Genomic DNA, 21,828 nt, shown 5'->3' on the forward strand with positions numbered 1-21,828 from the left:
CTCAATCGAGCGTCGGGACGTCGATGCTGTCGACGACGTCGCGGACGACCGACTGCTTGTCGACGTCGGCGACGGCGGCGTCGGGCGTGAGGACGAGTCGGTGTGCCAGCGCCGGCTCGACCATCCGTTTGACGTCCTCGGGAGCGACGTACTCGCGGCCGTGGAGTGTCGCCCGCGCACGCGAGAGTTCGAAGAGCCGTTGGGTCCCGCGCGGGGAGACGCCGACCTCGACGCGGTTGTCCGTGCGGGTCGCCCGCGAGATTGCGACGACGTAGTCGAGGACGTCGTCGTCGATACGGACCGACTCGGGAACCTCGCGGAGCGCGCGGACCTGTTCCTCGTCGACGGCCCGGTGGACCGCCGGACTTCGCTCGACGCGGCCAGCACGACGCCGGAGGAGTTCGCGCTCGCCGGACTCGTCGGGGTAGCCGATGGACGACTTGACCGCGAAGCGGTCGAGTTGCGCCTCGGGGAGTTGGAAGGTCCCCTCCTGTTCGACGGGGTTCTGGGTCGCGACGACGAAGAACGGGTCCGGGAGGTCGTAGGTCTCGCCGTCGACGGTGACCTGCTCTTCTTCCATCGCTTCGAGGAGGGCGGACTGGGTCTTCGGCGGCGCGCGGTTGATCTCGTCGGCGAGGACGACGTTCCCGAAGATGGGGCCGGGGCGGAACTCGAACTCGCCGGTGTTCTCGCGGTAGACGTGTGTGCCGACGACGTCGGTCGGGAGGAGGTCGGGAGTGAACTGGACGCGGCTGAACTCGAGTCCGAGCGCGGTGGCGAACCCGCGGGCGGTGAGCGTCTTCCCCGTCCCGGGGACGTCTTCGAGGAGGACGTGTCCACGCGCGAGCAGGCCGACGGTTACGGTCTCCAGGAACTCGCGCTCGGCGACGACGGCCTCGGCGACGGCGTCGACGACCGCGGCGGCGTCCTCGCTCGCCTCGCTGACGTTCATACGCTACGACCGGTGATGCGTCTCCAAAGACCTGCCGGTGGTGTCACGTCGAGCGACCGACGGGAGCGAGAGGTGACAGAAATACGAGCGAGGAACGACTGGAAGGAGTGACCCCGCGAAGAGGCGTTGCACTACGCGATTAGAGCGAGCATCGGGAAACGGGGAACACGAACGGGGAGCGGTCGCGACCCGTGAGCCGGGACACGTCGAGCGACCGGCGTCGAGGCGCGACGGCGTGTCGGAGCGCCGCACAGCCACGAGGAATCGAAACCGATAAACGAACCAATCGGGTAGGTATGACCGAGCCGAGGTAGCCTAGCCCGGCCAAGGCGGTTGATTCGAAATCAACTGTCCGAGAGGACTCAGGAGTTCAAATCTCCTCCTCGGCGCTCACCGTTCTACCGACGTCACGCTCCGTAGTCGCTACTCCGGTTCGAAGAAGTCCGGGAGCCACCACTGTTCGTCTTCGTCGTCGCGCTCACCCGGCGGCCGGTCGCCAGCGACGAGGTAGCCGTCCACGTCCGAGAGGTCCGAGGGGACGGCGTCCTGCACCCACACCTGTTCGCCGTCGCGACTCGCCTGCCGCGCCCACGAACGGGCGGCCTGCTTCGAGGGGAACGTCCGACGACGGCCGTTGTGGGCGACCCACTCGGCGGCCGTCTGGTTGTGCCGCCGCGCGGAGTCCTTCACCTCGACGACGTACGCCGGCGAACCGTCGCTCACGACGGGGGATACGGGCCGGAGTACCGAAAAAGAGACGGCCGGCGGCGGCCGACCGGTCGACTCTTCTCACTCGCGTGTCGGCGACTCCGACGCCTCCCGCTCGTCGTTCGGAGATTCCTCGCTTCGCTCGGAATCTCCTAGGCCCCTGCGGGTGCCGCCACTTCCTCCTCACCCTCGTCGTCGCGAGCGGGCAGGAGCCGGTCGAGTGCGTCGACGACGGCGGTCACGCTGGCGGAGGTGATGTCCGAGTCGCTCGCGGACACCGTGACCGTGCGGTCGCCGCGGGTGACCTCCACCTCGACGTTCACGACGGCGTCCGTCCCGCCGGTGATGGCGTCGACGTGGTAGGACCCGAGGTGGAAGTTCACGTCACCGAGGGCGTCGCGGACCGCGGCCATCGCGGCGTCGACCGGACCGCTCCCGGTACCCGCGGCGGTGCGCTCCTCGTCGTCGACGCGGATGCGGACCGACGCGGTGGGGGTGCCGCCGCCGCTGGCGGCCGTGAGGTCGAGAACCTCGACGCGACGTTCGGCCCCCTCGCGACCCTGGACGTCCTCGGCGATGGCGAGCAGGTCGGCGTCGGTGACGCGCTTGCCGCGCTCGCCGAGGTCCTTCACGCGCTGGACGACGTCGGCGAGTTCGTCGTCGCTGACCTCGACATCGTGTTCGGCGAGCGCGGCCTTCACGCCCGCGCGACCGGCGTGCTTGCCGAGCACGAGTCGGCGCTCCCGACCCACCGCCTCGGGCGAGTACGGCTCGTACATCCGTTCGTCCTTGAGGGTGCCGTCGGTGTGGATTCCCGACTCGTGGGCGAACGCGTTCTCCCCCGAGACGGCCTTGTTCGGCGGGAGCGGGACGTTCGTCACGTCCGCGACGGTGGTCGCGAGGTCGTAGAGCGCCTCGGTGTCAGCGGAGTCGACGTCGTAGCAGTGCCAGAGCGCCACGGCCACCTCTTCGAGGGCGACGTTGCCCGCGCGCTCGCCGATGCCGTTGACGGTGGCGTGGACGAGGTCCGCGCCGGCGTCGATGCCCGCGAGCGCGTTCGTCACGGCGAGTCCGAGGTCGTCGTGGGTGTGAACACTCACGGGGCCGAACTGCCCGACCCGCGAGACGCCCTCGTGGACCTCCCCGGGTGAGGCGTGGCCGACCGTGTCCGCGAAGCAAAAGCGGTCCGCGCCGGCCTCGAAGGAGGCCTCCGCGAGTTCTTCGAGGTAGTCGAAGTCGGCGCGGGAGCCGTCCTCGCCGATGACCTCGACCCAGAGGCCCTCGGACTTGGCGTAGGCGACGAGGTCGCGGGTGGTCTCGACGACCTCCTCGCGCGAGGAGCCGACCTTCCCCTCGATGTGGCGGTCGCTAGCGGGGACGACCAGGTTGATGCCGTCGACGTCGCAGTCGAGTGCGAGGTCGACGTCTCGTCTCACGCCGCGGCAGAAACTCGTCACCGTGGCGTCGAGGTCGAGACTCGTCACACGACGGATGGTCTCACGCTCGCCCGCGGACGTGCAGGCGCTCCCCGCCTCGACGAAGTCCACGTCGGCGTCGTCGAGTTTACGCGCGACTGTGGCCTTCTGGTCGGCGGTCAGTGAGATACCCGGCGCTTGCTCCCCGTCGCGGAGCGTCGTGTCGAGAAGTTGTACGTCGTCTGCGTCCAGATCGTCGAGAGTGGAGAAGGGCTTATCGGACAAGAATTTCACGCCCAGCCGCCTCGCGGCGACTTCCTCTATCCTCGGCGTCGGTGTGTTCCGACATACCTCGCTATTGTATCTCCATCCACCATAAGTTGGTGGGGTCCGACAGATATTGCCTCGGCGGCCTCAGTCGAAGGTGTACACCTGGGCCTCGCACGACGGGCAGAAGAGCGTCTCCGAGGGCGGTCCGTCGGGGCTACGAGCACCCCCACAACAGGACGCGTCGGTCCCGCGTTCGAGGTCGGTCCCGCAGTCGGGGCAGGTCTCAAGGAACATCCGACACGTCTGGGCCGCCGCGAGCGCGGTCTCGTCGTCGTCGACGAAGTCCGCGGCCGCACGAGCGCCGGCGATCTCCGCGATGGTGATCGGGCGAGTGAGCCACGTCTCTTCGAGCGCGTTGGTGGCGCCCGACGAGAGCGCGACCCACTCCTGGCCGTCCTGTCGGACCGCGTGGGACTCCGTCGCCGGCGAGAACTCCAGCGCGAGGTCGGCCAACTCCTCGGTGTCTGCGTCCCGCAGCGGAGCCATCTCTTCTCGCCGCCGCGCCTCGAACGCGTCAGTCGGGGCGACCGTCTCGTCGTCGGCGGTGAGCACGCCCGCGTCGACGAGGCGGTCGAGCAGGGCGTCACCTTCCGGGACGTCGAGTTCGTCGCCGTCGTCGCTGTCGTCGCCGCCGTCACCGTCGTCGCTCTCGGCCGAGCCATCCGTACGCTGCCCGGTACGCAGGGAACCGGACTGCTGGTCCGCGGTGCCGTGGAACAGCGCGTTGCCGCCGGGGATGCGGGCTACGAGCGCCGGCGCGTACCGCGGCGTGCCCGGGACGAAGTAACCCCGAACTCCGACGAGAAACAGTCCGACGGCCGCGGTGGCGACGGCCAGTATCGGAGAGAGGACGGCGAACAGGACGGTGACTGCGCCGAGGATCGCGACGTTGACCACGGTACACGGCCAACAGCGGTTCTCCCCCGTGTGTTCCGGTCGTCTGAGAGCGTCGACGAGAGTGAGACCCATTTCCACGGAGTTACCGCTGACGGGCCATCAACGTTCCGCCGCGAGACCGGTCACTCCGCCAGCCAGAGCCGATCACCTGGCCGCACCGGGTTGGCCGCGCCTGCCGGGAGTTCGACGAGCAGGTCGGCCGGCGCGCCCCCGTGACCGGTCCACGCCGAGAGGCGCTTCACGCGCTGGACCTCGCCCTCGGCGACCCACACGGCGTCGATGTCGAAGGGGACGAACAGCATGTGGACGTCGCGGCGGCGGACGCCCGAGAAGCGGAACGCGAGCGCGTAGTCGTCCGGAATCGACCGTCGGAACATCAACCCCTTCGCACGGGCGAGGTACGTGTCCGCGGTCTCGACGTCGCTCGCGAGCGTCCGGACGGTCTCCCCGTCGTCGTGGCGCAGTTCCACGTCCGGAGTTGCGGGGTCGTGGCGATAAGCGTGTCGTGGCACGGTCCCACGGGTCGCCTGACCGGGTCGGACCCGTGGGCCTATACTCCTCGACGCCCTCCTTCCGCGCGATGAAGAAGACCCCCTCGGGAACGTCCGTGGGCGTCGAGGACCCCTACGAGCACGCGGGCCACTGCGACCACGTCACCGGCGACGGGAAGTGTCGCTACGCCTTCGACTTCCCCGAACACGACCCCGAGTTCGCCGCCGAACGCCGGGCCGAGGAGTTCGCCTGTCCCGCCGCGGCCGCCGACGGGGACGGCGAGTGGGAGTGGGCCGACTGTCCCCACTACCGCTCGACCACCGACGGCGAGGAGTGTGCACGCTGTGGCCTCGAAGAGCGTCGGGTCGCCCACGAGGACGAGCGTCCGTTGCTCGAAGAACACCACCTCTCCTACCGCGGCGAGGCGGAGACGGGTCACGAGATCACCGTCTCGCTCTGCCGGTGGTGTCACGCGAAAGTCCACGACTCCTGGGCGAGCGTCGGCGACGACGCCAACCCCGACCCGGAGGCCATCGCCGCCGCCGAGGGCCGGCGGAGCGCCGAGCAGTCGGAGTTCGGCTTCGAGACGGCGGCCGAGCGCTTCGACACCGGACCGACGACAGAGGACACGGACGGCGAGTAGTCTGGGTGTGGGGACGGTTCCCGCGGACTCGGTGTTCCGGATTCTTTTTACCGGTTTCGCCACTAACGGGACGTAATGACCCGCATCGTCGTCATCGACAACCACGGCCAGTTCACCCACCTGGAGCAGCGTGCGCTCCGGGACCTGGGCGTGGAGACGGACATCGTCGACAACGAGACGCCGCCCGAGGACCTCGACGCCGACGGTCTCGTCCTCTCCGGCGGGCCGGACATGGACCGAACCGGGCGCTGTGCCGACTATCTCGACCTCGACGTCCCGATCCTGGGCATCTGCCTGGGCCACCAACTCATCGCGACGGAACTCGGCGGCCGCGTCGAGTCCGGCGAGTACGGCGGCTACGCCGACGTGTCCGTCGACATCGTCGACGCCGACGACCCGCTCGTTGGCTCGCTCGCCCCGGAGACACGGGTGTGGGCCAGCCACGCCGACGAGGTCGTCGAGGTGCCCGAGGGGTTCGAGCGTACCGCGGAGAGCGACGTCTGCGACGTCGAAGCGATGAGCGACACCGACCGCGACCTCTACGGCGTCCAGTGGCACCCCGAGGTCGCACACACCGAAGAGGGCGAGGCAGTCTTCGAGAACTTCCGCGACATCTGCGAGCAGTAGCCAGATGACCCAGACGCAGGGTGACCTCGCGGCGCTCTCGAAGTTCATCTTCCGTGCGCCGAACTGGTACACGAGCGTCGCGTTCTCGCTACTCATCGCGGCGCTGACCGGTATCATCGCCTTCGACGCCGGCTACATCTTCGAGGACGCCTGGCAGGGGGTCTTCTTCGTCGGCATCCCGACAGTGGTCGCGAGCCTCGCGACTACTCCCGTCGACCGCCGACTCGGCGGCCAACTCACCTACAACCGGTCGTCGCTGCTCGCACTGATCTGTGAGGTCGTCGTCGTGGTCGGCCTCACGGCCGGCGGGCTCATCACGCTGTTCACGTCGCTCGGACAGAACTTCGTCTTCGACGTGCTCATCGCGGCGCTCGCACTCGTCTTCGCGATCCGCCTCCTCGTCGTCCTCGCAGTCTCGCGCAACTCCCTCCTCCTCGCGGCCGTCCCCGCGGGCATCCAGACGCTCACCGCCGCCGTCCTCCTGTTCGTCTACAGCGGGACGCTCTACTTCGTCCAGTACGGCGGTCCCATCCTCAACTGGCTGTTCATGCGGCCCACCGAGGCACCCGTCGAGATTCGGTACGTCTTCACCCCTGAGGACTTCGCGCTCCTCATCGGGATGTCCGTGCTGTACGGCGCCGTCGCCTTCGGCTTCCTCCGCGTGATGGATCGCCCGTGGCGTCAGAGTCTCGGCGTCTCCGGACTCGACTTCCTCCGGGGTTTCATCGGCCATATCGCCGAGGGAACCCGCGAACTCGAGGACTTCTTCGAGCAGATCGGCGAGGAGGCCGTCGTCCCCGTGACGGTCCTCTCCTTCCGCCGCCTCGACGGCCACGACGACGTCGACAGCGACGCCGAGGAGAAAGCCCGCTTCGTCCTCCCGATGATCCACCCCGGCCCGATGGGCGAGATCGGCGGGGGGAACCTCCCACAGCGTGTCGCCGAGGCCTCCGAAGGGCTGGCGTTCCCGCCGCACGCGACCGCCGGCCACGACTTCAACCTCGTCACCGAACGCGAGGTCGACAAACTCGTCGACGCCGCGGAGCGTGCAGTCGCGAAGATCGACTATGTGACCGAGGCGACGCCGAGCGTCCGGGTGAACCACGGTGAGGCGAGCCTCCTCGGTCAGGCGTTCGGCGACGACGCCCTCGTCGTCAACACGTTCTCGCCGGGGTTCGCCGACGACGTGGAGTACGGCGTCGGTCTCTCCGCGATGGGCGAGGCTCGCGTCGCCGGCGCGGACGACGTCCTCCTCGTCGACGCCCACAACTGCAACAACGGTCTCGAAGGCGAGGACCTCGGCCACGTCGTCCCCGGGAGCGAGCGCGCCTTCGACATGATCGACGGCGCCGGCGACGTTGCTCGCCACCTCGACAGCCACGACCAGGACACACTCGAACTCGGGACGGCGTGGGACCGGACCCCCTGGTCGCCACAGGAGGGCATCGGCCCGCTCGGCATCCGCGTCGGAGTCACCGACGTCGATGGCCAACGGACCGCCTACGTCCTCGCCGACGGCAACAACATGGAACCGGGGCTCCGCGAGCGGACGATCGAACGCCTCCTCGACGAGTTCAGCCTCTCGAACGTCGAGGTGATGACCTCCGACACGCACATCGTCAACACCGTCGAGTCGGAGAACCAGATCGGCGGCGCCATCGACGGTGACGCCTTCGTCGCCCTCGTCGCCGAGACCACCGAAGAGGCGCTCTACGACCTCGAACCGGTCGAGGCGGGGATGGCCTCCGAGCGCGCGACGGTGACGGTGTTCGGCAACGACCGCACCGAGACGCTCGCGAGCCACGCCAACGCGGTGATGGCCATGGGCGGCGCGCTCGCCGGAACCATTATCCTCGCGACGGCGGTGCTCAGTTTCCTCATCTTCTTCCTGGCCTGAGCGCCGCCGGTGGACGGGCGGACAGTTGAGCAGTTGTACAATCGTTCAACTGTCTCGGTCGGTGACGCCACGACTGTCGCGTGAGAGAGAGTGCAAAAGAACCGGCCGGGACGGCTCAGGCCGACTCGGACTCCTCGGACTCGGCGAAGAGGTCGTCGACCGCGTTGCCGGCGACGAGTGCGGCGTCGTCGGCAATCTGTTCGATGTCTGCGTCGGCGTCGGGTGCCTTCACGTAGACGTCGACTTCGAGGACGCCCTCCTCGAAGGAGACGGTGATGTCGAGGTCCTCGACGTCGGACGAGCGGAGTTTCGAGAGGACGTACCCCTCGGCCGCCTCCGCCGCGGTCTCGACGACTTCCTCGTCGCTCGGCATTGGACCTTACGCGCCGCCCGCGCCGGGACCGCCGCCCATGCCGCCCATCGGGCCGCCCCCGCCGCCGGGGCCGCCGCCGAGCATCTCCTGGAGTTCCTCCTGGAGGCTCTCGAACTGCTCCTGAACGCGCTCTTCCTGCTTATCGAGACTCTGGACGCGAACTTCGAGGTTGTCGACCTTCTCCTCGAGGTCCTCCTGGGCCTCGTCGTAGTCGGTCTGGACGAGCAGTTCGCCGACCTCGCGGTACATCGTGGTGTCCTCGTCGATGTCCTCGAGTTCGTCGAGTGCCGTCTGGGCCTCGTTCAGCTGGGTCTCAGCCTGCTGTTTCTGAGTAGCGACCTGCTGTGCGGTCTCCTGTAGGTCCTGAAGCTCCTCGATCTTCTCCTGCGCTTCCGGTGGCAGATTACCCTGCATACCTGTTACCTACAGTCCCGGCGTGAAAAACCCCCGCTTTCCGCAGCCCCGAGCACACCGGAGACACGGGCCGCGACGGTCAGTCTTGGACCGGCGGATTGCGGACGAGTCCGTCGGCGATGGGTGCGAGTGCGAGCGCGGAACTCCCGCCCGCGGCGACGCGGAACGGGACGGCGCCGGTGAGTGCCAGCGCGAGCCCGCCACAGAGCAACAGCGGAATCAGGAACAAAATCGCGTCGTAGCGACTCGGTGCGTCCACTGGCGTCGTGACGGTGGCGGATTCGCCCTGACGGTCGGCGCTCACACTCGACGGTTGGGACGCCACCCTTCAAGAAGCGGCGGTCGGCCGAACGTTCGCCGACGCTCGGCGAACGCTACGAAGTGTTTCCGGTATCTCCGAGTGCAGCCGTCCGCTCGGCGACGGAGACGAGCCCACACCAACTGTTGCTCCCGGCCCGGAGGGCGGTGAGGTCGCTCGCCTCGACGACGACCTCGACGGTCCGGCCGTCGCGGCCGACGCTGGCGCTGGTCCGCTCGCTATCGATTTCGCCGGCCTCCCGCGCGACGCTCCGTTCGACGAGGCGAGCGCGGGCGACGTCGTCGTAATCGAAGAGAAGGGTCGTCCGGTGGGTCGTCACTTGACGTCGACTTCTTTGACGTCGCGTGCGCGCTCTTTCAGCAGGACGCGGTGCCCGCAGTAGGGACAGCGGACGCCGCCGTACTCGTCGAGTTCGACGTCCCGCTTACAGCGCGAGCACTTGTACGCCATGGATTACTCCTCGACTTCTTCTTCGGCTTCCGCTTCGCCACCCTCGCCGATCGCGGCGCGGATGGAGCGCTTCATCGCGCGGCCACCGGGCGTCTCGGGACGGTAGGCGCCGCCGGTGAACTTGTAGCCGCACTTCTCGCAGGTCCAGATGCCGGTGCCGGCGCGGCCGACCTTCTCGGCGCCGCACTCGGGGCAGGTGTGATCAGCGTTCTTGTCCGACTCGATCTCAGAGACGCGTCGGCGGGCAACGCGGCCGTACCGCGCGCCGAACCGACCCGAGCTCCCAGTAGTTCGGGCTCCTTCCTCGGCCATAGTACCAGTGTATACCCCCAGCGCGCACATAAGCGCTTTGAGTCTGTATCGAGGTGGCTGTCCGCGTCGCTACTCCTTCAGGCCGTCCGCTTCGAGCGCGTCGTTCAGGTCCTCGCGGACGCGCTCGCCGGTCTCGCGGTCCATCGCCGTCGTGACGACGCGGTTCTCCTGGATGCTCGACCCCTCTCGGATGAGGAGGCGAACGTTGCCGTTCGCGTCGGCGCGGGTCACCTTCGCGCGGACGCCGCCCCGCGCGCTCGACCCGCTGGCGTCGATGGGACCGGGGACGATCTTCTTCACGTGTGGGTGGCTCGCGACCGTCTCGATGGCTCGCCACCCTTCGCGGTCACCCACGAGCGTCGAGTGCGACCCGCCGATCTTCTCCGCAGCGGCCTTCTCGACGATTTCGAGGTCCCGCCCGCCCCAGCGGTCCAGCACCGTCTCGACGGGGTCGTCGCCGCTCACCCGGTAGAGTTCGTGGTGGAGGTCGACGCGAAGCGCGCGGATTACGTCGCGCTCGCCCGTGACGAACACGGTATCGGGGCGCTTGCGGCGAATCTCGTCGGCGATGCGTCCCGCGAAGTTCCGCACCTGCGTCTGCTCGCGCTCTTCGTCCGTCTCCGGCGTCGTCGTGACGACCGTCTCGCCGAGGACGGGGTCGCGTGGGTCGTCCTCGTCGGCGCGGTCCTCGTCGAGGAAGGTGAGCGTCGCTCGCCGCTCGCCGATCTCGACGACGACGGCGTCGCAGTTGGCAGTGTGACATACCAGACAGTAGTCGCCCGGCTTGTCGAGGGGTGTGCCACACTGCCGACACTCCATTTCCCCGAGCGTAGGCAGGGTACCCGTAAAACGGCCGTGATTCGTGAGAGTGTGTCGCGAACCTCAGACGCCCGCGCCGGTCGGTGCCTCGGGGAGTTCGACCGGTTCGGCGTCGAGTCCGAGGTCCGCGAGTGCCTCCTCTAAGTGTTCGGCCTCGGCGTAGTCGGCGCCGTCGGCCTCCCGGATCTCCTGGGTCTTCGCGAGCACCTCGGCGCGGCGGTCGTCGGGAATCTCGTACTTGTCGGTCGCGAGTTCGATGACGAGACCGTTGTGGTCACGGGTGTACAGCGAGTGGAAGACCCCGCGGTCGAAGACGTTGTAGCCGTGGCCGGCGTCGTCGAGAGACTCCATCACCGTCTCGAACTCGTGGGGGTCGATGGAGAGCGAGATGTGGTGGACCGAGCCGACGCGGTGGCGGTGGGGTTGAGGGTTCGACTGGCGGTCCTCGTTGACGAAGAAGGTGAGGATGCGACCGTCGCCCGCGTCGAAGAAGAGGTGCGTCTGACTCGGGTCGTCGAGGTTCGGCTGCCGGAGGACCAGCGGCATCCCCAGGAGGTCGCGGTAGAACTCGACGGTGTCCTCTACGTTCGAGCCGATCATCGTGATGTGGTCGACGCCGGTCGTGTGGAATGGGGCGTCTGGCTGTGCTGCGTCGACGGGAACGTCCTCTCGTGCCATACTCGACCTTGGACGTGTATCGGGAAATGTCTACTCCGTGGGCAATTCCCGCCGCGACCGCCTCACGACATCTCCAGCGGGGAGACCTTCATGAACTCGCGGAGGACCACGGTCGCGTAACTCCCCTTCGGGAGCCCGAACTCGACGGCGAGACCCTTCTCGACCTGCTCCCACTCGGGATGGGGGCGGACGAGGACGGCGCGGCGCGTCCCCTCCGAGTGGTAGTCGCCGGGGAGGTCGAAGTCCGACGACTCGACGCCGACGTCGTTCAGGACCTGGCGCTCGATTTCCCCCGGTTCGCCGTCGGCGAGTTCTGTCTCCGTGCCGACGAGCGGCGCGGTGACGAACGCTCGGTCGCGTCGGCAGTGACGGGTCACGACGTCGACGCGGTCCTCGCCGACGCGCTGGAGGCGGTCGGTGTCGGGGACGGGGAAGTCACCCGGCGCGTCCGTGTCGGCGAAACAGACCACGTCGCCGGCGACCGGTTCGTGGAAGGGCAGCCCCCGCGCGAGGCGCTCGGAGAGGATGCGGTTGAAGATGTAGGACTGTGCGGCGTCGACGAAGAACCGCCGGAGGTTCGAGGAGAAGGCGTTCAGTGCCTCGCGGAAGTCCTCGTCGGTGTCGCCACCGTTCTCGGCGAGGACGTTGAGCACTGCCCGCTCGTAGCGGAGGTGCTGGGGGAACTCGTCGATGGCACCCGCCCAGTCGCGGGTATCCTCGACGTAGTGGCGGGCGGCCTGGGTCTCCTCGGGTTCGTGTTCGGAGGGGTTCCCGATGTAGGCCATCACCGCGCCTTCCCAGTCCCCGCGGACGATGGCGAAGCCAACCTTGTGGGTGACCGGGCGCCGACTGCCGAAGCGCTGCTGGCCGAAGAAGTTGGGGATGGCGACGTCGCCGCCGCCGAACGCCTGGAGCTCGGCCACGATCTCGTCGGCGTTCTCGGGGTGGTCCGGGTCGGCGACGACGATGTGGAACTCGTTGCCCGCGAGGTCGCCGAAGAAGATGTCACGTCCGGCCCGGCCGACGGGTTCGAGGTCGGCGTCCCGGACGTCCGGGAGGTCCTCGGGGCCGATGCCGTCGACGCTGAACAACTGGGTCGTCACGGCACGGCGGTCTTTCGTCCCGGCCCACGAGACGCGCTCGCGGCTGATGCCGAGGCGGTTCGAGAGTTCCCGGGCGAAACTGTTCGTGTCCCAGTTCCGGAGGGTCGCGCGGAAGACGAGGTGGGGGTAGTCGCCGGTGTCGGCGTCGAGTGGCTGGGTCTCGAAGCGCTCGACCTCACGGACTTCGAAGTCCTCGGGTTCGTCACGGAGTCGGCCGCCGACGCCGTCGGTCTCGCTGACGTAGTACTCGATGCCGACCGCCTGCTCGACGGGGTGTGCCTCGCGCATTAGTAGAGGGAGAGGTCGCCCGTGACGCGGTCGACCTCGTTTTCGGGCGCCGGTCCGACGGCGAGCGTGGTCACGGTTCCCGGTTCGAGTTGCGTGTGGCCGGCGTCGCGGATGAGCGCGTAGGGGACGCCTGCCCGGCGCGCCTCCTCGGCGAGTTCCTGGAGTTCGGACTCACCCGTGGCCTTCAGGACGATCTTCTTCTGTCCGCCCTGTTTCCAGGCACGCTGGGCGTCGTCGTCGGCGTTCTCGTAGGCCGACAGCGAGGCGTGGGCCACCTGTGCGGCCAACTTCCCCTCGCCCATCCCGAGGTCCGAGCGGGCGACGATGGCTTGCTTCATGGTCGTACTGTCGAGTCCGGCCCCCTTATCGATGGCTACTCGACTGCCCATTATTTTCAAGTTAGTTCAGAGTGTAATAACCAACATGCCGCCGCTGACGCCCCTGGTTCGGCCTGGGAGATACTATCGAGAGTTCAGCCCCTCCATCTTCGAGGCGTGTACAGTCGTCTTCCTCACCGCACTCGTCGTGAGTTCCTCGTTGTTGACGATCGGCGTCATTGCCGCGGGAGGAGTCCACGTCAACGTCGCCGTCGAGAGTCCGGCACACCCGTCGGACGCGATCTGTACCGCCACAGGGTCCAACGCAGACAGCATCAAGCAGGTGAACGGACCCGGCTGTACCGTCCCGTCGACGACCGCGGCGTTCGTCACCGGGTGGCGGACGGTCAGCGCGTGGGCGCCCCTGACGTTCGCGGGCGTCTACGTCGTCTGGTTCGGCGTGGCGGCGGCACTCCACCTCCTCAGTCGCCTGTTCGCCGACACGCCCTCCTTCGGCGACACGATGGCCGTCGCCGGGTGGGGTATCGGACCGCTCGCGCTCGAAGCGCTGCTCTCCTTGCTGCTCGTCGTGCTGGCGTTCGCCAAGATTCCGACGAACGTACCGCTGACCGGGACGATCTCGACGGCGAGTTCGCTCCTCGTCGCGTTCGGCGGGACCATCCGCTTCCTCGCGTCGGTCGGGACCGCGGTGTGGCAGGGGTACGTCTGGACCTTCGGCCTCAAGCGCGTCCACGACCTCTCGATCACGCGTGCCACCGTGGCCGCCGGGTCGGTCACCGTCGTCCTGTTCGTGCTCGCGGGCCTCTAGGCGACGAAGTGCTTGACGCCCTCCACACGAGTGAAGTTGTGGGCTTTCTCCTGTATCCCGTAACCGTTAGGCCCCGTGCACTACTTTACTGGGATATGATCCTCTCGGATACCGACCTTCTCGCCCGACTCGAGGAGGGCGACCTGGTCGTCGACCCCCTCGACGACCTCGACCTGCAGGTCCAACCCGCCAGTATCGACGTCCGTCTCGGCCGGGAATTCCTCGAGTTCCAGCGCACCAACATCTCCTGTATCCACCCGAACGACGAACGCGAAGTCGAGGAGTACGTCTCCGAAACTCACGTCGACGAGGGCGACGAGTTCATCCTCCACCCCGGCGACTTCGTCCTCGGGACGACTAAAGAACGCGTCGAGGTGCCGCCGGACCTTGTCGCACAGGTCGAAGGACGGTCGTCTCTGGGCCGTCTCGCCGTCGTGGTGCACGCATCGCTCCCGGCTGACGAAGAACTGTTCCTCTGGACGGCCGAAGATGGATTCGGCTTCTACGAAATCGGTGAGGTCGTCGCGGAGGAGATGGACGCGCGTGCGGTCTCGTTCGATCCGAAGTCACTCCGTGTACGGACACATGACGTGACCGACTTCATTACGAATCCCGTGAAGCGCATCTACCGGGTGACCCTTGACTCCGGACGCGAAGTCCACGTCACGAAGGACCACAACATCTTCACTCTCGACGAATGGGGAGAAGTCACCCGCGTTGCGAGCGAGGACGCTATCGGCGAACACGTGATGGTACCTGGAACGCTCCCGGGCCCGCGTGGTGAAGAGACGGAAATCGACCTCGTTGACCTGTTCGCCGAGGATGATGAGGAAGTCGTCGTGTACGCGGCCGACGGCCTCGGTTCTGTTGACTGGAACGACGTAGCTGATGGTTCCCAGCGACACTACGAGTCTCGGGACAGTGCACCACTCTCTGCTGTCACGTCGACGGCTATCCCGAACGACGCCGAGATAGCGTTCAAGCAGAGCGATACGAGAATTCCGCGATATCTCGATGTGACGTCAGAACTTGGATGGGTTCTCGGTTTCTACGTAGCAGAAGGGTACGCTCGGCGAAATCAACTCATCTTCACGAACACGAACGAACAGTATCTCGACCGGGTCGCCGACTGGTTCAATCAGTACGACACATCGCTGTCGTGGAGTGAAACGCCACATGGAGTCAGCCAGCTCACTGTCTGCTCCACACTTTGGTCGAAGGTGTTTCGTGCACTCGCTGGAGAAGGCAGTACGAAGAACGTTCCCGAACGCGCGTGGAACTGGTCGGATACTGTACTCGAAAGCTTCCTCGGTGGCCTCTTGGATGGTGATGGCCACCGTCGTGAAGAACGCGCTACGCTGTACACAGCGAACGAGGAGCTCGCGAATCGCGCGACGTATCTCGGGTCACGTCTCGGTTACGCGACGTCGACATACTATCGAGAGCGGGATAACGAAGCGAATAGTGATGAGTGGAGTGTCGACTTCTACGACAGTAGTTCATACAAACGTGGCCAATATGTGCCGAACCCGTCCAAGCTCCTAAAGTCACTCCGTGAGGATGCTGGACTCACTATGGCTGAGGTAGCAGAAGATATCGGCCGGTCCTCAAAGTCGAGCGTCTCGAACGTCGAGAACGAGGAGTACGAGACAGTGAAACGGGAGACCCTCCGTGCGTTCCGTGATTGCTACGCCGAGCATGGCGTAGACGTCTCCCGACTCGACGATATCCTCACTGAGCACGTACGGTTCGACAGGGTAGAGTCCGTCGAAAAGACGGACCGCGTCGAGACGACGTACGACCTCGAAGTGCAACCGAACGGGCGGAAGATCGAGAACTTCCTCGGTGGATTCGGTGGGATTTTCCTATCGAACACGGCCGGCTTCATCGACCCCGGGTACGAGGGGCAGGTGACCCTCGAACTCTCGAACCTCGGGTCCGCTCCCGTGGCGCTCACACCCGGGATGCGTATCTCGCAACTCGTCTTCACGGAACTCGCGACGCCGGCGTCCCGCCCGTACGGCGAAGAACGCGGGTCGAAGTACCAGGGCCAGCGCGGGCCACAGGCCTCGCGTATCCAGGGTGACCAGGAGTTCGGAGGGGACCAATGAAGTTCGTCGAAGAGGTCGTCGTCGAGGAGTTCCTCCCGACGTTTCGCTCGATGCTGGCCGAGGACCTCCGCGAGCGGGGGTTGACCCAACAGGAGGTCGCCGAGGCGCTGGGCATCAGCCAGAGCGCCGTCTCGAAGTACGCCCAGGGTGCGGTCGACCGCAACGCGGACCTCGCCACCGACGAACGCGTCCAGGACCTCGTCGAGCGCGTCGCCGAGGGGTTCGACTCGGGGAGCATGAGCAGCGTGCAGGCACTCGTCGAAGCCGAAGTGCTCATCCGTCGACTCGAAGCGCCGGGCGACCGCCTCGCTACACTCCACGAGGAGGCGATGCCCGCACTCGCCGACTACGAGGCCGATTTCCGAATCCACGACCCCGAGAGCGAACTCCGCGCCCGCGAGCACGCCCGGTCGTCGGTGAAACGCGGACTGCGCGTCCTCGAACACGCGAGCGGGTTCGCGACCCTCATCCCGAACGTCGGTTCGAACCTTGTCGAGTGCACGCCCGACGCGACGGACGTCGAGGACGTGGTCGGCGTCCCCGGCCGCATCTTCGACGTCATGGGTCGCACCGAGGTGCCGGCCGAACCCGAATTCGGCGTCTCCGAACACGTCGCGAGCGTCCTGCTCGCCGCCCGCGACGAGGGTGCCGACGCCGCCGCCGCGCTCAACGTGGCGTACGACGAGGGACTCGTCCAGCAACTCGAAGACCTCGGCTACGTCACCGTCGAGTTCGACGCGGCGTACGAACGCGGCGAGGACGGCGGTATCCGAGAGGCCGTCGCCGAGGCGCTCGCCCGCGAACCCGACGCGACCGTCCTCTACCAGACCGGCGGGTTCGGCGTCGAACCGAACGTCTACATCCTCGCGGCGTCCGCGGTCGACGCCGCCGAAATCGCCCGCGACGTCGTCTGAGAACACGCGATGTCCGACGAGGTCCAGTCCTTCTACACGCGCATCGCGCCCGTCTTCGACCTCGTCGCACGCTACACGCCCGGCGTCGGTGCCGCCCGACGTGTCGCCGCCGAAACTCTCGCGCTGACGCCCGGCGACACCGTCCTCGACGTCGGCTGTGGCACCGGCGCGAACGCACCGACCCTCCGCGAACAGGTCGGTGCGAGTGGCCGCGTCGTCGGCGTCGACCTGACCGAGGCACTCCTCCGGCGCGCACGGACACGCGGCGTCGACGTCGTCCGTGGTGACGCGACGCGGCTTCCCGTCGACGGCCCGGTCGACGGCGTCCTCGCGACGTTCGTCGTCGGGATGTTCGAAGACCCCGAGACGGTCGTCTCGTCGTGGCTCGACTGTCTCACCGAGGGTGACCGACTCGTCGTCCTCGAAGCGACGTCAAGCGACCACCCGTTCGGACGGGTCGCCAATCCACTGTTCGAGCGGTTCGTCCGCACCGGCGCACCCGACCCCCAGGGCGGACGAGACGAGCGCGAACACGACGCTGGCGTCCGCTCACTCCTCGACGAGCGGGTCGCGACGGCAGAGCGAACGCTCCGCGTCGCCGAGGGAGTGACCGTCGAGAAACGAACGCGGTTGGCCGGGTTCCTGACGCTGCTGGTCGCCGAGCGTTAGGACTCGCGCTTCCGTTCCTGTTCCCGCTCCCGTTCGGCGACGCCCTCGCGAATCTGTCGTTCGGCGGCTTCGAGAGTCTCTTCGGCGTCGAACTCGGCGACGATGCGTTCGAGTTCGGCGCGCGGTTCGTCCTGTAGGTCGCGGGCGTGTTCCGTGATGTTCGGAATCGCCCGGATGATGTTGTCGATAATCGGGACGGCCGCGGTCTGTGGGGAGCGCGAGAGGGGGTTGAGGTCGATCACGATCTCGGTCTTGCCCATCTCGGCGAGTGCCTCGGCGCGGTCGCCGTCTTCGAGGGGGACGAGCACGACGTCGGCGTCGTAGATGCCGTCGGCGTCGACCTTCGCGCGCTCGTGGGAGAGTCCAGGGATGCGGGCGTCGGCTTTCAGCCCCTTCACGTCCTCGGCACCGTGCTCGCGGAGGTGTTCGGCGATCTTCTGTAGGCGCTCTTCGGTGCGGTTGAACAGGTTCACTTCGAGGTCGGCGTCGACGACTTCGGCGAGTTCGACGAGTTCGCCGGGGACGAGTGCGGCGACGTTGCCGTTGACGCTCAACACTGGGTGGTCGGCGAGCAGGAGGTGTGCGGCGGCGACGCGTTCGGCCTCGTCGGCGCTCGGGGTCGTCTCCTCGCCGAGCAGGTAGTCGAAGGCTTCGCCACGGCCCTCCGCGATGAGTCCCTGCTTGCTGGTGATGCCCTTCTCGACGCCCTCCTCGATGCGGTGGCGGGTCAGCAACGACTGGTACCGGGGGTGGTCTTCGGGAATCTCGACCTCGTCCTCGCTCATGGACGTGTGTGTGTGGGTCGACGAGAAAAGTGGTCCGTTCTGCTACCGGAACGTCGCGCCCGCGGGGTGAATCTCGCAGGTCTCGACGTCGTAGCCCGCCTCGGAGAGACTCGTCCCGAGCGCGAACACCGTCTCGCCGAGCATCGCCATCGACGCACCCTCGACGTCGTCGAGGACCCGCTCGACGTCCGGCGTGAGGAGGTCGGCCTCGCGGGCGAACTGTCGGGAGGCGTCGACGAACCGAGGGAGCGTTGGTCGCTCGACGAGGCGGTCGAGGGCCTTCTCGCCGGCGGCCGAGAGGACGTCCGTCGACCCGGTGATGACTTCCTCCGTCGAGAGGCCGCCGAAGGTGAGGTACTCGACGCGGTCGGTTTCGGGGATGCCGTCGAGGCGGCCGTGGGGCGGTGCACCGGGTTCGAGGCGGATGGGTGCGCCGCCGCGGGCCTGTGCGACCACGTCGCCGAGACCCGTCCCCGACGACACTTCGGCCTCGTGGGCGACGCGCACGAGCGCGTTGTCCGAGCGCCCGCACCCGAACGCGGTGTTGGCGGCGTAGGCGGTCCCGAGAGCCATCGCGCCGGAGACGCCGAATCCCGACCCGACGGGGAGGTCGCTGTCCGCGGCGACGTGGGCGTCGACCCCGAGCGTGTCGAGGACGTGGTCGACGGGGTCGACCGACGTGGCGCGCCCGTCGAGTTCGACCGACCGGTCGTCCGCGGGTTCGAGGCGGACCGTGACACCGTCCGAGAGAGTGAGTCCAGCGCCGCGCGACCCCGTTCGCGCCGGGTCGTCGGCCCGGTGGACGCTGAACAGGCCGGTGACGTGACCCGGTACGAACACCTCGACTACCTCCGTCATTGCTTTGGTAGAGTTGCTCACGGGACTTTACGCCTTCCGTTCCGCCGTGGCCGAGTTACCGTCAGCGGACGTCGGGGTGCCTGCCATCATTATTTTCAGGATGGGAGTTATGTACTAAATGAGACAACCGTGTCCGAAGACACCCTTCGCGACTACACCGAAATCCTCGAACGCCAGATCGCGGAAGGCGCGATGACCCTCGACCGGCCGGCCAGCGGGCAGTTCCTCTCGGCGCTCTCCTGCGGGTTCGACATCGGGTTCGGGCCGATGTTGCTCGTCGCGATGGGGACTGCCACCGGGGCCGCCATCCCCGGGTCGGTGTCGAAGGTCATGATGTCGCTGATGTACACGCTCGGGTTCGTTTACGTCATCCTCGGGCGCTCGGAACTGTTCACCGAACACACGACGCTGGCGGTGTTGCCCGTTCTCGACGGCCGCGAACCGCTCCGGAAACTCGCCCAACTGTGGGGGACCGTCTACGCCGGCAACATCGTCGGTGGCGTGTTCGTCGCGGCCTTCATCGCCTACCTCGGGCCGGTGATGGGCCTCGTCACGACCGACATGGTCGTCCACGTCGCTCGGCCGTTCGTCACGCTCTCGCCGCTCGGCGTCTTCGCCGGCGCGCTCCTCGCTGGCTGGCTGATGGGCCTCCTCTCGTGGATTCTCACATCCGTCAGCGACACCATCAGCCGGGTCGCCGTCATCGTCATGACGACGTTTGTCATCGGCTTCGCGCACCTCCCGCACTGCGTCGCGGGCAATATCGAGGTCCTGGCGGCTATCTTCGCCGGCGCGAACATCACGCTCGTTCAGTGGGCACGCTTCCTCGCGGTCACGACCGTCGGCAACGCGGTCGGGGGCGTCGTCTTCGTCTCGCTCATCAAGTACGCCCACGTCCGTCGGGGCGTCCCCGACGAGGTCGCGGTCGACATCAAGCAAAAACCCGGCGTCGGCGTGAAGCGAACCTCATTGACCGAAGACGAGGAGTGAATCGCCTCGACGTCAGTCGACGTCGCCTCGGGAGAGGAGGTAGTACACGAGTCCGGCGTACCCGGTCACGGCCACGAGCGCTGCCCAACTCCCCGGCTTGTCGCTCCCACGTTCATCCGCGTCGTGGTGGACCCACACGATAGACGCGACCCACCCGAGAGCGAACACGGCGGCGAGGACGGCGAGTGCGAGCGGAGACATATTGTTTCTATCCCGTAATAACGGAAATATTGTGCGGCCGACGCCGACGCTCGGTGGGTGTCGACACGAGAAAGGCGTGAAAATCGTCCCAGCAATATTGCGACCGCGAGCGGTCGCGTCTACAGCCCTACGGGCTGAGACGCTGACGGTCTCGCGGGAAGAGGACCGCTTCCCGGATGTTCTCCAGGTCGAGCATCGTCATGACGAGACGCTCGACGCCGTAGGCCCACCCCGCGTGGGGCGGCATGCCGTACTTGAACATCTTCGTGTAGTAGTCGAACTGGTCGGGGTCGAGACCCTGCTGGTGGAACCCTTCGACGAGGTTGTCGTAGCGGTGCTCACGCTGACCGCCGGAGACGAGTTCCATCCGCGGGTGCATCAGGTCGAAGCCCTTCGAGAGGTCGGGGTCGTCGTCGTAGTCCTGGATGTAGAAGGGCTTGATCTCGGAGGGCCAGTCGGTGATGAAGTAGTGGCCGCCGACGTCGTCGCCGAGCGCACGCTCGGCCTCGGTGGGGAGGTCGTCGCCCCAGACGAGTTGCTCGTCGAGTTCGCCCGTCGCGTTGATGCGCTCGATGGCCTCCTCGTAGGTGAGACGCGGGAAGTCGTCCTCGGGCGCCTCGAACTCGTCGGCGAGACCGAGCGTCTCGAGTTCGTCCTGGCAGTTCTCCGCGACCGCGGAGTAGGCCGCCTTGAGCGTCCCCTCACAGACGTCCATCGCCTCCTCGTGGTCGATGAACGAGGACTCGAAGTCGATCATGGTCGCCTCGTTGAGGTGGCGCGGCGTGTTGTGCTCCTCGGCGCGGAAGATCGGGCCGATTTCGAAGACGCGTTCGAGACCGGAGCCGACCATCAGCTGCTTGAAGAGCTGCGGGCTCTGGTTCATGAACGCCTCCTCGCCGAAGTAGGTCAACGGGAAAAGCTCCGTGCCGCCCTCAGTTCCCGTGGCGACGATCTTCGGTGTGTTGATCTCGGTGCTGCCGATGTCGCGGAAGTAGTCGCGGACTGCACGGAGGACTTCCGCGCGGATCTCGAAGATGGCCTTCGACTCGGGGCGGCGCACGTCGAGCGTGCGGTTGTCGAGGCGGGTCGAGAGGTCGGCTTCGACCTTCCCGGAGGGGTCGAGCGGGAGTTGCGGGTCGGCCTCGGCGAGCACTTCGATGTCCTCGGGCGTGACCTCGACGCCCGTCGGCGCGCGCTCTTCTTCCTCGACGTCGCCCGTGACGGAGACGACGCTCTCGCGGTGGACGTTGAGTCCGGTCTCGACGAGGTCTTCGTCCATCTCGTCCTTCTCGAATTTGACCTGGATCTTGCCGGACTTGTCTCGGAGGATGAGGAACGCGATACCGCCGAGGTCGCGAATCTCGTGGACCCAGCCGGCCACCGTGACGTGGTCGCCCGGCGTGGCGTCCGCCGTGAAGGTTCGGTTCTGCATATCCC

General features: G+C 67.1%; 27 protein-coding genes, 1 tRNA gene and 1 pseudogene. 10 read left to right on the top strand and 19 right to left on the bottom strand.

From position 1 onward, the window contains the following. Position 1: 1 nt before the first annotated feature. The gene (locus tag P0Y33_RS10610) at positions 2 to 952 is read right to left on the bottom strand and encodes an AAA family ATPase (RefSeq protein ID WP_279527381.1); all 951 of its coding nucleotides are present in this window, start codon (positions 950 to 952) and stop codon (positions 2 to 4) included. 304 nt (positions 953 to 1,256) lie between these two features. Here P0Y33_RS10610 and P0Y33_RS10615 point away from each other — a divergent pair. Further along, a tRNA-Ser gene (locus tag P0Y33_RS10615) sits at positions 1,257 to 1,341 on the top strand. Between the two features lie 34 nt (positions 1,342 to 1,375). Here the strand turns inward: P0Y33_RS10615 and P0Y33_RS10620 are convergent. The 4 genes from P0Y33_RS10620 to P0Y33_RS10635 all read right to left on the bottom strand — a co-directional run bounded on the left by P0Y33_RS10620 (position 1,376) and on the right by P0Y33_RS10635 (position 4,772). Beyond that, positions 1,376 to 1,675 (bottom strand): hypothetical protein, encoded by a 300-nt coding sequence (locus P0Y33_RS10620; RefSeq protein WP_279527382.1) that lies wholly within the window; start codon positions 1,673 to 1,675, stop codon positions 1,376 to 1,378. 137 nt (positions 1,676 to 1,812) lie between these two features. Further along, on the bottom strand, positions 1,813 to 3,360 hold the full coding sequence (locus P0Y33_RS10625) for a 2-isopropylmalate synthase (protein WP_279527383.1): 1,548 nt from the start codon (positions 3,358 to 3,360) through the stop codon (positions 1,813 to 1,815). A 129-nt stretch (positions 3,361 to 3,489) separates the two neighbouring features. Further along, positions 3,490 to 4,374 carry a hypothetical protein gene (locus P0Y33_RS10630; protein WP_279527384.1) on the bottom strand — a complete coding sequence of 295 codons (885 nt, stop codon included), beginning with the start codon at positions 4,372 to 4,374 and terminating at the stop codon, positions 3,490 to 3,492. Between the two features lie 50 nt (positions 4,375 to 4,424). Beyond that, complete coding sequence (locus P0Y33_RS10635; protein WP_279527385.1) at positions 4,425 to 4,772, bottom strand: DUF192 domain-containing protein; 348 nt, start codon at positions 4,770 to 4,772, stop codon at positions 4,425 to 4,427. A gap of 110 nt (positions 4,773 to 4,882) precedes the next feature. Here P0Y33_RS10635 and P0Y33_RS10640 point away from each other — a divergent pair, with 110 nt between their 5' ends. From P0Y33_RS10640 to P0Y33_RS10650, 3 genes are all read left to right on the top strand, one after another. After that, positions 4,883 to 5,437, top strand: coding sequence for a DUF7097 family protein (locus tag P0Y33_RS10640; RefSeq protein WP_279527386.1), 555 nt, complete (start codon positions 4,883 to 4,885; stop codon positions 5,435 to 5,437). Between the two features lie 75 nt (positions 5,438 to 5,512). Further along, complete coding sequence (locus P0Y33_RS10645; RefSeq protein ID WP_279527387.1) at positions 5,513 to 6,064, top strand: GMP synthase subunit A; 552 nt, start codon at positions 5,513 to 5,515, stop codon at positions 6,062 to 6,064. Between the two features lie 4 nt (positions 6,065 to 6,068). After that, the gene (locus tag P0Y33_RS10650; RefSeq protein ID WP_279527388.1) at positions 6,069 to 7,961 is read left to right on the top strand and encodes a DUF2070 family protein; all 1,893 of its coding nucleotides are present in this window, start codon (positions 6,069 to 6,071) and stop codon (positions 7,959 to 7,961) included. A 115-nt stretch (positions 7,962 to 8,076) separates the two neighbouring features. On the opposite strand, the gene P0Y33_RS10655 is transcribed toward P0Y33_RS10650, so the two are convergent. The 10 genes from P0Y33_RS10655 to pth2 all read right to left on the bottom strand — a co-directional run bounded on the left by P0Y33_RS10655 (position 8,077) and on the right by pth2 (position 13,055). Beyond that, the gene (locus tag P0Y33_RS10655) at positions 8,077 to 8,334 is read right to left on the bottom strand and encodes a DUF3194 domain-containing protein (protein ID WP_279527389.1); all 258 of its coding nucleotides are present in this window, start codon (positions 8,332 to 8,334) and stop codon (positions 8,077 to 8,079) included. 6 nt (positions 8,335 to 8,340) lie between these two features. After that, positions 8,341 to 8,748 carry a prefoldin subunit beta gene (locus P0Y33_RS10660; RefSeq protein WP_279527390.1) on the bottom strand — a complete coding sequence of 136 codons (408 nt, stop codon included), beginning with the start codon at positions 8,746 to 8,748 and terminating at the stop codon, positions 8,341 to 8,343. Between the two features lie 79 nt (positions 8,749 to 8,827). Continuing rightward, positions 8,828 to 9,052: a hypothetical protein gene (locus tag P0Y33_RS10665; protein WP_279527391.1), complete on the bottom strand. Its 225-nt coding sequence runs from the start codon at positions 9,050 to 9,052 to the stop codon at positions 8,828 to 8,830. Between the two features lie 70 nt (positions 9,053 to 9,122). After that, complete coding sequence (locus P0Y33_RS10670; RefSeq protein ID WP_279527392.1) at positions 9,123 to 9,386, bottom strand: KEOPS complex subunit Pcc1; 264 nt, start codon at positions 9,384 to 9,386, stop codon at positions 9,123 to 9,125. Beyond that, positions 9,383 to 9,517 (bottom strand): DNA-directed RNA polymerase subunit P, encoded by a 135-nt coding sequence (locus tag P0Y33_RS10675; RefSeq protein ID WP_279527393.1) that lies wholly within the window; start codon positions 9,515 to 9,517, stop codon positions 9,383 to 9,385. The genes P0Y33_RS10670 and P0Y33_RS10675 overlap by 4 nt, the downstream gene beginning before the upstream one ends. A gap of 3 nt (positions 9,518 to 9,520) precedes the next feature. Further along, positions 9,521 to 9,829, bottom strand: a complete 309-nt coding sequence (locus P0Y33_RS10680; RefSeq protein WP_279527394.1) for a 50S ribosomal protein L37ae — start codon at positions 9,827 to 9,829, stop codon at positions 9,521 to 9,523. 69 nt (positions 9,830 to 9,898) lie between these two features. Then, a complete protein-coding gene (locus tag P0Y33_RS10685) occupies positions 9,899 to 10,648 on the bottom strand; it encodes a DUF2103 domain-containing protein (RefSeq protein WP_279527395.1) in 750 nt (249 codons plus the stop codon). A 63-nt stretch (positions 10,649 to 10,711) separates the two neighbouring features. Further along, positions 10,712 to 11,326, bottom strand: coding sequence for a VOC family protein (locus P0Y33_RS10690; RefSeq protein WP_279527396.1), 615 nt, complete (start codon positions 11,324 to 11,326; stop codon positions 10,712 to 10,714). 62 nt (positions 11,327 to 11,388) lie between these two features. After that, positions 11,389 to 12,717: a tRNA pseudouridine(13) synthase TruD gene (gene truD, locus P0Y33_RS10695; protein WP_279527397.1), complete on the bottom strand. Its 1,329-nt coding sequence runs from the start codon at positions 12,715 to 12,717 to the stop codon at positions 11,389 to 11,391. Then, positions 12,717 to 13,055 (bottom strand): peptidyl-tRNA hydrolase Pth2, encoded by a 339-nt coding sequence (pth2, locus tag P0Y33_RS10700; RefSeq protein WP_279527398.1) that lies wholly within the window; start codon positions 13,053 to 13,055, stop codon positions 12,717 to 12,719. Before pth2 ends, truD begins: the two co-directional genes overlap by 1 nt. An 85-nt stretch (positions 13,056 to 13,140) precedes the next feature. Between pth2 and P0Y33_RS10705 the strand changes: the two genes are divergently transcribed. The 5 genes and pseudogenes from P0Y33_RS10705 to P0Y33_RS10730 all read left to right on the top strand — a co-directional run bounded on the left by P0Y33_RS10705 (position 13,141) and on the right by P0Y33_RS10730 (position 17,557). Further along, complete coding sequence (locus tag P0Y33_RS10705; RefSeq protein ID WP_279527399.1) at positions 13,141 to 13,863, top strand: Yip1 family protein; 723 nt, start codon at positions 13,141 to 13,143, stop codon at positions 13,861 to 13,863. Positions 13,864 to 13,958: 95 nt separating this feature from the next. Then, a pseudogene (dcd, locus tag P0Y33_RS10710) lies at positions 13,959 to 14,312 on the top strand (dCTP deaminase); the annotation flags it as partial. Next, positions 14,301 to 15,974, top strand: coding sequence for a dCTP deaminase domain-containing protein (locus tag P0Y33_RS10715; protein WP_328518053.1), 1,674 nt, complete (start codon positions 14,301 to 14,303; stop codon positions 15,972 to 15,974). The pseudogene dcd and the gene P0Y33_RS10715, both read left to right, overlap by 12 nt. Continuing rightward, the gene (locus P0Y33_RS10725) at positions 15,971 to 16,888 is read left to right on the top strand and encodes a thiamine-phosphate synthase family protein (RefSeq protein ID WP_279527400.1); all 918 of its coding nucleotides are present in this window, start codon (positions 15,971 to 15,973) and stop codon (positions 16,886 to 16,888) included. The genes P0Y33_RS10715 and P0Y33_RS10725 overlap by 4 nt, the downstream gene beginning before the upstream one ends. Before the next feature lie 9 nt (positions 16,889 to 16,897). Then, positions 16,898 to 17,557 (top strand): class I SAM-dependent methyltransferase, encoded by a 660-nt coding sequence (locus P0Y33_RS10730; RefSeq protein ID WP_279527401.1) that lies wholly within the window; start codon positions 16,898 to 16,900, stop codon positions 17,555 to 17,557. Here P0Y33_RS10730 and P0Y33_RS10735 read toward each other — a convergent pair. Together P0Y33_RS10735 and P0Y33_RS10740 are read right to left on the bottom strand one after the other, a co-directional pair. Further along, positions 17,554 to 18,342, bottom strand: coding sequence for a 4-phosphopantoate--beta-alanine ligase (locus P0Y33_RS10735; RefSeq protein WP_279527402.1), 789 nt, complete (start codon positions 18,340 to 18,342; stop codon positions 17,554 to 17,556). The genes P0Y33_RS10730 and P0Y33_RS10735 overlap by 4 nt on opposite strands. 42 nt (positions 18,343 to 18,384) lie before the next feature. After that, entirely contained in the window at positions 18,385 to 19,200 is an 816-nt protein-coding gene (locus P0Y33_RS10740) for a pantoate kinase (protein WP_279527403.1), read from the bottom strand. 129 nt (positions 19,201 to 19,329) lie between these two features. Between P0Y33_RS10740 and P0Y33_RS10745 the strand changes: the two genes are divergently transcribed. Continuing rightward, on the top strand, positions 19,330 to 20,190 hold the full coding sequence (locus P0Y33_RS10745; RefSeq protein WP_279527404.1) for a formate/nitrite transporter family protein: 861 nt from the start codon (positions 19,330 to 19,332) through the stop codon (positions 20,188 to 20,190). Positions 20,191 to 20,202: 12 nt separating this feature from the next. Here the strand turns inward: P0Y33_RS10745 and P0Y33_RS10750 are convergent, their stop codons facing one another. Further along, positions 20,203 to 20,391, bottom strand: coding sequence for a hypothetical protein (locus tag P0Y33_RS10750; protein ID WP_279527405.1), 189 nt, complete (start codon positions 20,389 to 20,391; stop codon positions 20,203 to 20,205). A gap of 127 nt (positions 20,392 to 20,518) precedes the next feature. Beyond that, positions 20,519 to 21,823: an aspartate--tRNA(Asn) ligase gene (gene aspS / locus P0Y33_RS10755; protein ID WP_279527406.1), complete on the bottom strand. Its 1,305-nt coding sequence runs from the start codon at positions 21,821 to 21,823 to the stop codon at positions 20,519 to 20,521. Positions 21,824 to 21,828 lie beyond the last annotated feature (5 nt).

It is taken from the genome of Halospeciosus flavus, from assembly GCF_029814175.1.
Taxonomy (GTDB): Archaea; Halobacteriota; Halobacteria; order Halobacteriales; family Halobacteriaceae; genus Halospeciosus; species Halospeciosus flavus.

What these genes read in the sequence shown, in the direction of transcription:
- P0Y33_RS10610 (WP_279527381.1), bottom strand. Translation starts at nt 952, where the DNA reads ATGAACGTCAGCGAGGCGAGCGAGGACGCCGCCGCGGTCGTCGACGCC.
- P0Y33_RS10630 (WP_279527384.1), bottom strand. Translation starts at nt 4,374, where the DNA reads ATGGGTCTCACTCTCGTCGACGCTCTCAGACGACCGGAACACACGGGG.
- P0Y33_RS10640 (WP_279527386.1), top strand. Translation starts at nt 4,883, where the DNA reads ATGAAGAAGACCCCCTCGGGAACGTCCGTGGGCGTCGAGGACCCCTAC.
- P0Y33_RS10645 (WP_279527387.1), top strand. Translation starts at nt 5,513, where the DNA reads ATGACCCGCATCGTCGTCATCGACAACCACGGCCAGTTCACCCACCTG.
- P0Y33_RS10650 (WP_279527388.1), top strand. Translation starts at nt 6,069, where the DNA reads ATGACCCAGACGCAGGGTGACCTCGCGGCGCTCTCGAAGTTCATCTTC.
- P0Y33_RS10655 (WP_279527389.1), bottom strand. Translation starts at nt 8,334, where the DNA reads ATGCCGAGCGACGAGGAAGTCGTCGAGACCGCGGCGGAGGCGGCCGAG.
- P0Y33_RS10660 (WP_279527390.1), bottom strand. Translation starts at nt 8,748, where the DNA reads ATGCAGGGTAATCTGCCACCGGAAGCGCAGGAGAAGATCGAGGAGCTT.
- P0Y33_RS10675 (WP_279527393.1), bottom strand. Translation starts at nt 9,517, where the DNA reads ATGGCGTACAAGTGCTCGCGCTGTAAGCGGGACGTCGAACTCGACGAG.
- P0Y33_RS10680 (WP_279527394.1), bottom strand. Translation starts at nt 9,829, where the DNA reads ATGGCCGAGGAAGGAGCCCGAACTACTGGGAGCTCGGGTCGGTTCGGC.
- P0Y33_RS10685 (WP_279527395.1), bottom strand. Translation starts at nt 10,648, where the DNA reads ATGGAGTGTCGGCAGTGTGGCACACCCCTCGACAAGCCGGGCGACTAC.
- P0Y33_RS10690 (WP_279527396.1), bottom strand. Translation starts at nt 11,326, where the DNA reads ATGGCACGAGAGGACGTTCCCGTCGACGCAGCACAGCCAGACGCCCCA.
- truD (WP_279527397.1), bottom strand. Translation starts at nt 12,717, where the DNA reads ATGCGCGAGGCACACCCCGTCGAGCAGGCGGTCGGCATCGAGTACTAC.
- pth2 (WP_279527398.1), bottom strand. Translation starts at nt 13,055, where the DNA reads ATGAAGCAAGCCATCGTCGCCCGCTCGGACCTCGGGATGGGCGAGGGG.
- P0Y33_RS10705 (WP_279527399.1), top strand. Translation starts at nt 13,141, where the DNA reads ATGCCGCCGCTGACGCCCCTGGTTCGGCCTGGGAGATACTATCGAGAG.
- P0Y33_RS10725 (WP_279527400.1), top strand. Translation starts at nt 15,971, where the DNA reads ATGAAGTTCGTCGAAGAGGTCGTCGTCGAGGAGTTCCTCCCGACGTTT.
- P0Y33_RS10730 (WP_279527401.1), top strand. Translation starts at nt 16,898, where the DNA reads ATGTCCGACGAGGTCCAGTCCTTCTACACGCGCATCGCGCCCGTCTTC.
- P0Y33_RS10735 (WP_279527402.1), bottom strand. Translation starts at nt 18,342, where the DNA reads ATGAGCGAGGACGAGGTCGAGATTCCCGAAGACCACCCCCGGTACCAG.
- P0Y33_RS10740 (WP_279527403.1), bottom strand. Translation starts at nt 19,200, where the DNA reads ATGACGGAGGTAGTCGAGGTGTTCGTACCGGGTCACGTCACCGGCCTG.
- P0Y33_RS10750 (WP_279527405.1), bottom strand. Translation starts at nt 20,391, where the DNA reads ATGTCTCCGCTCGCACTCGCCGTCCTCGCCGCCGTGTTCGCTCTCGGG.
- aspS (WP_279527406.1), bottom strand. Translation starts at nt 21,823, where the DNA reads ATGCAGAACCGAACCTTCACGGCGGACGCCACGCCGGGCGACCACGTC.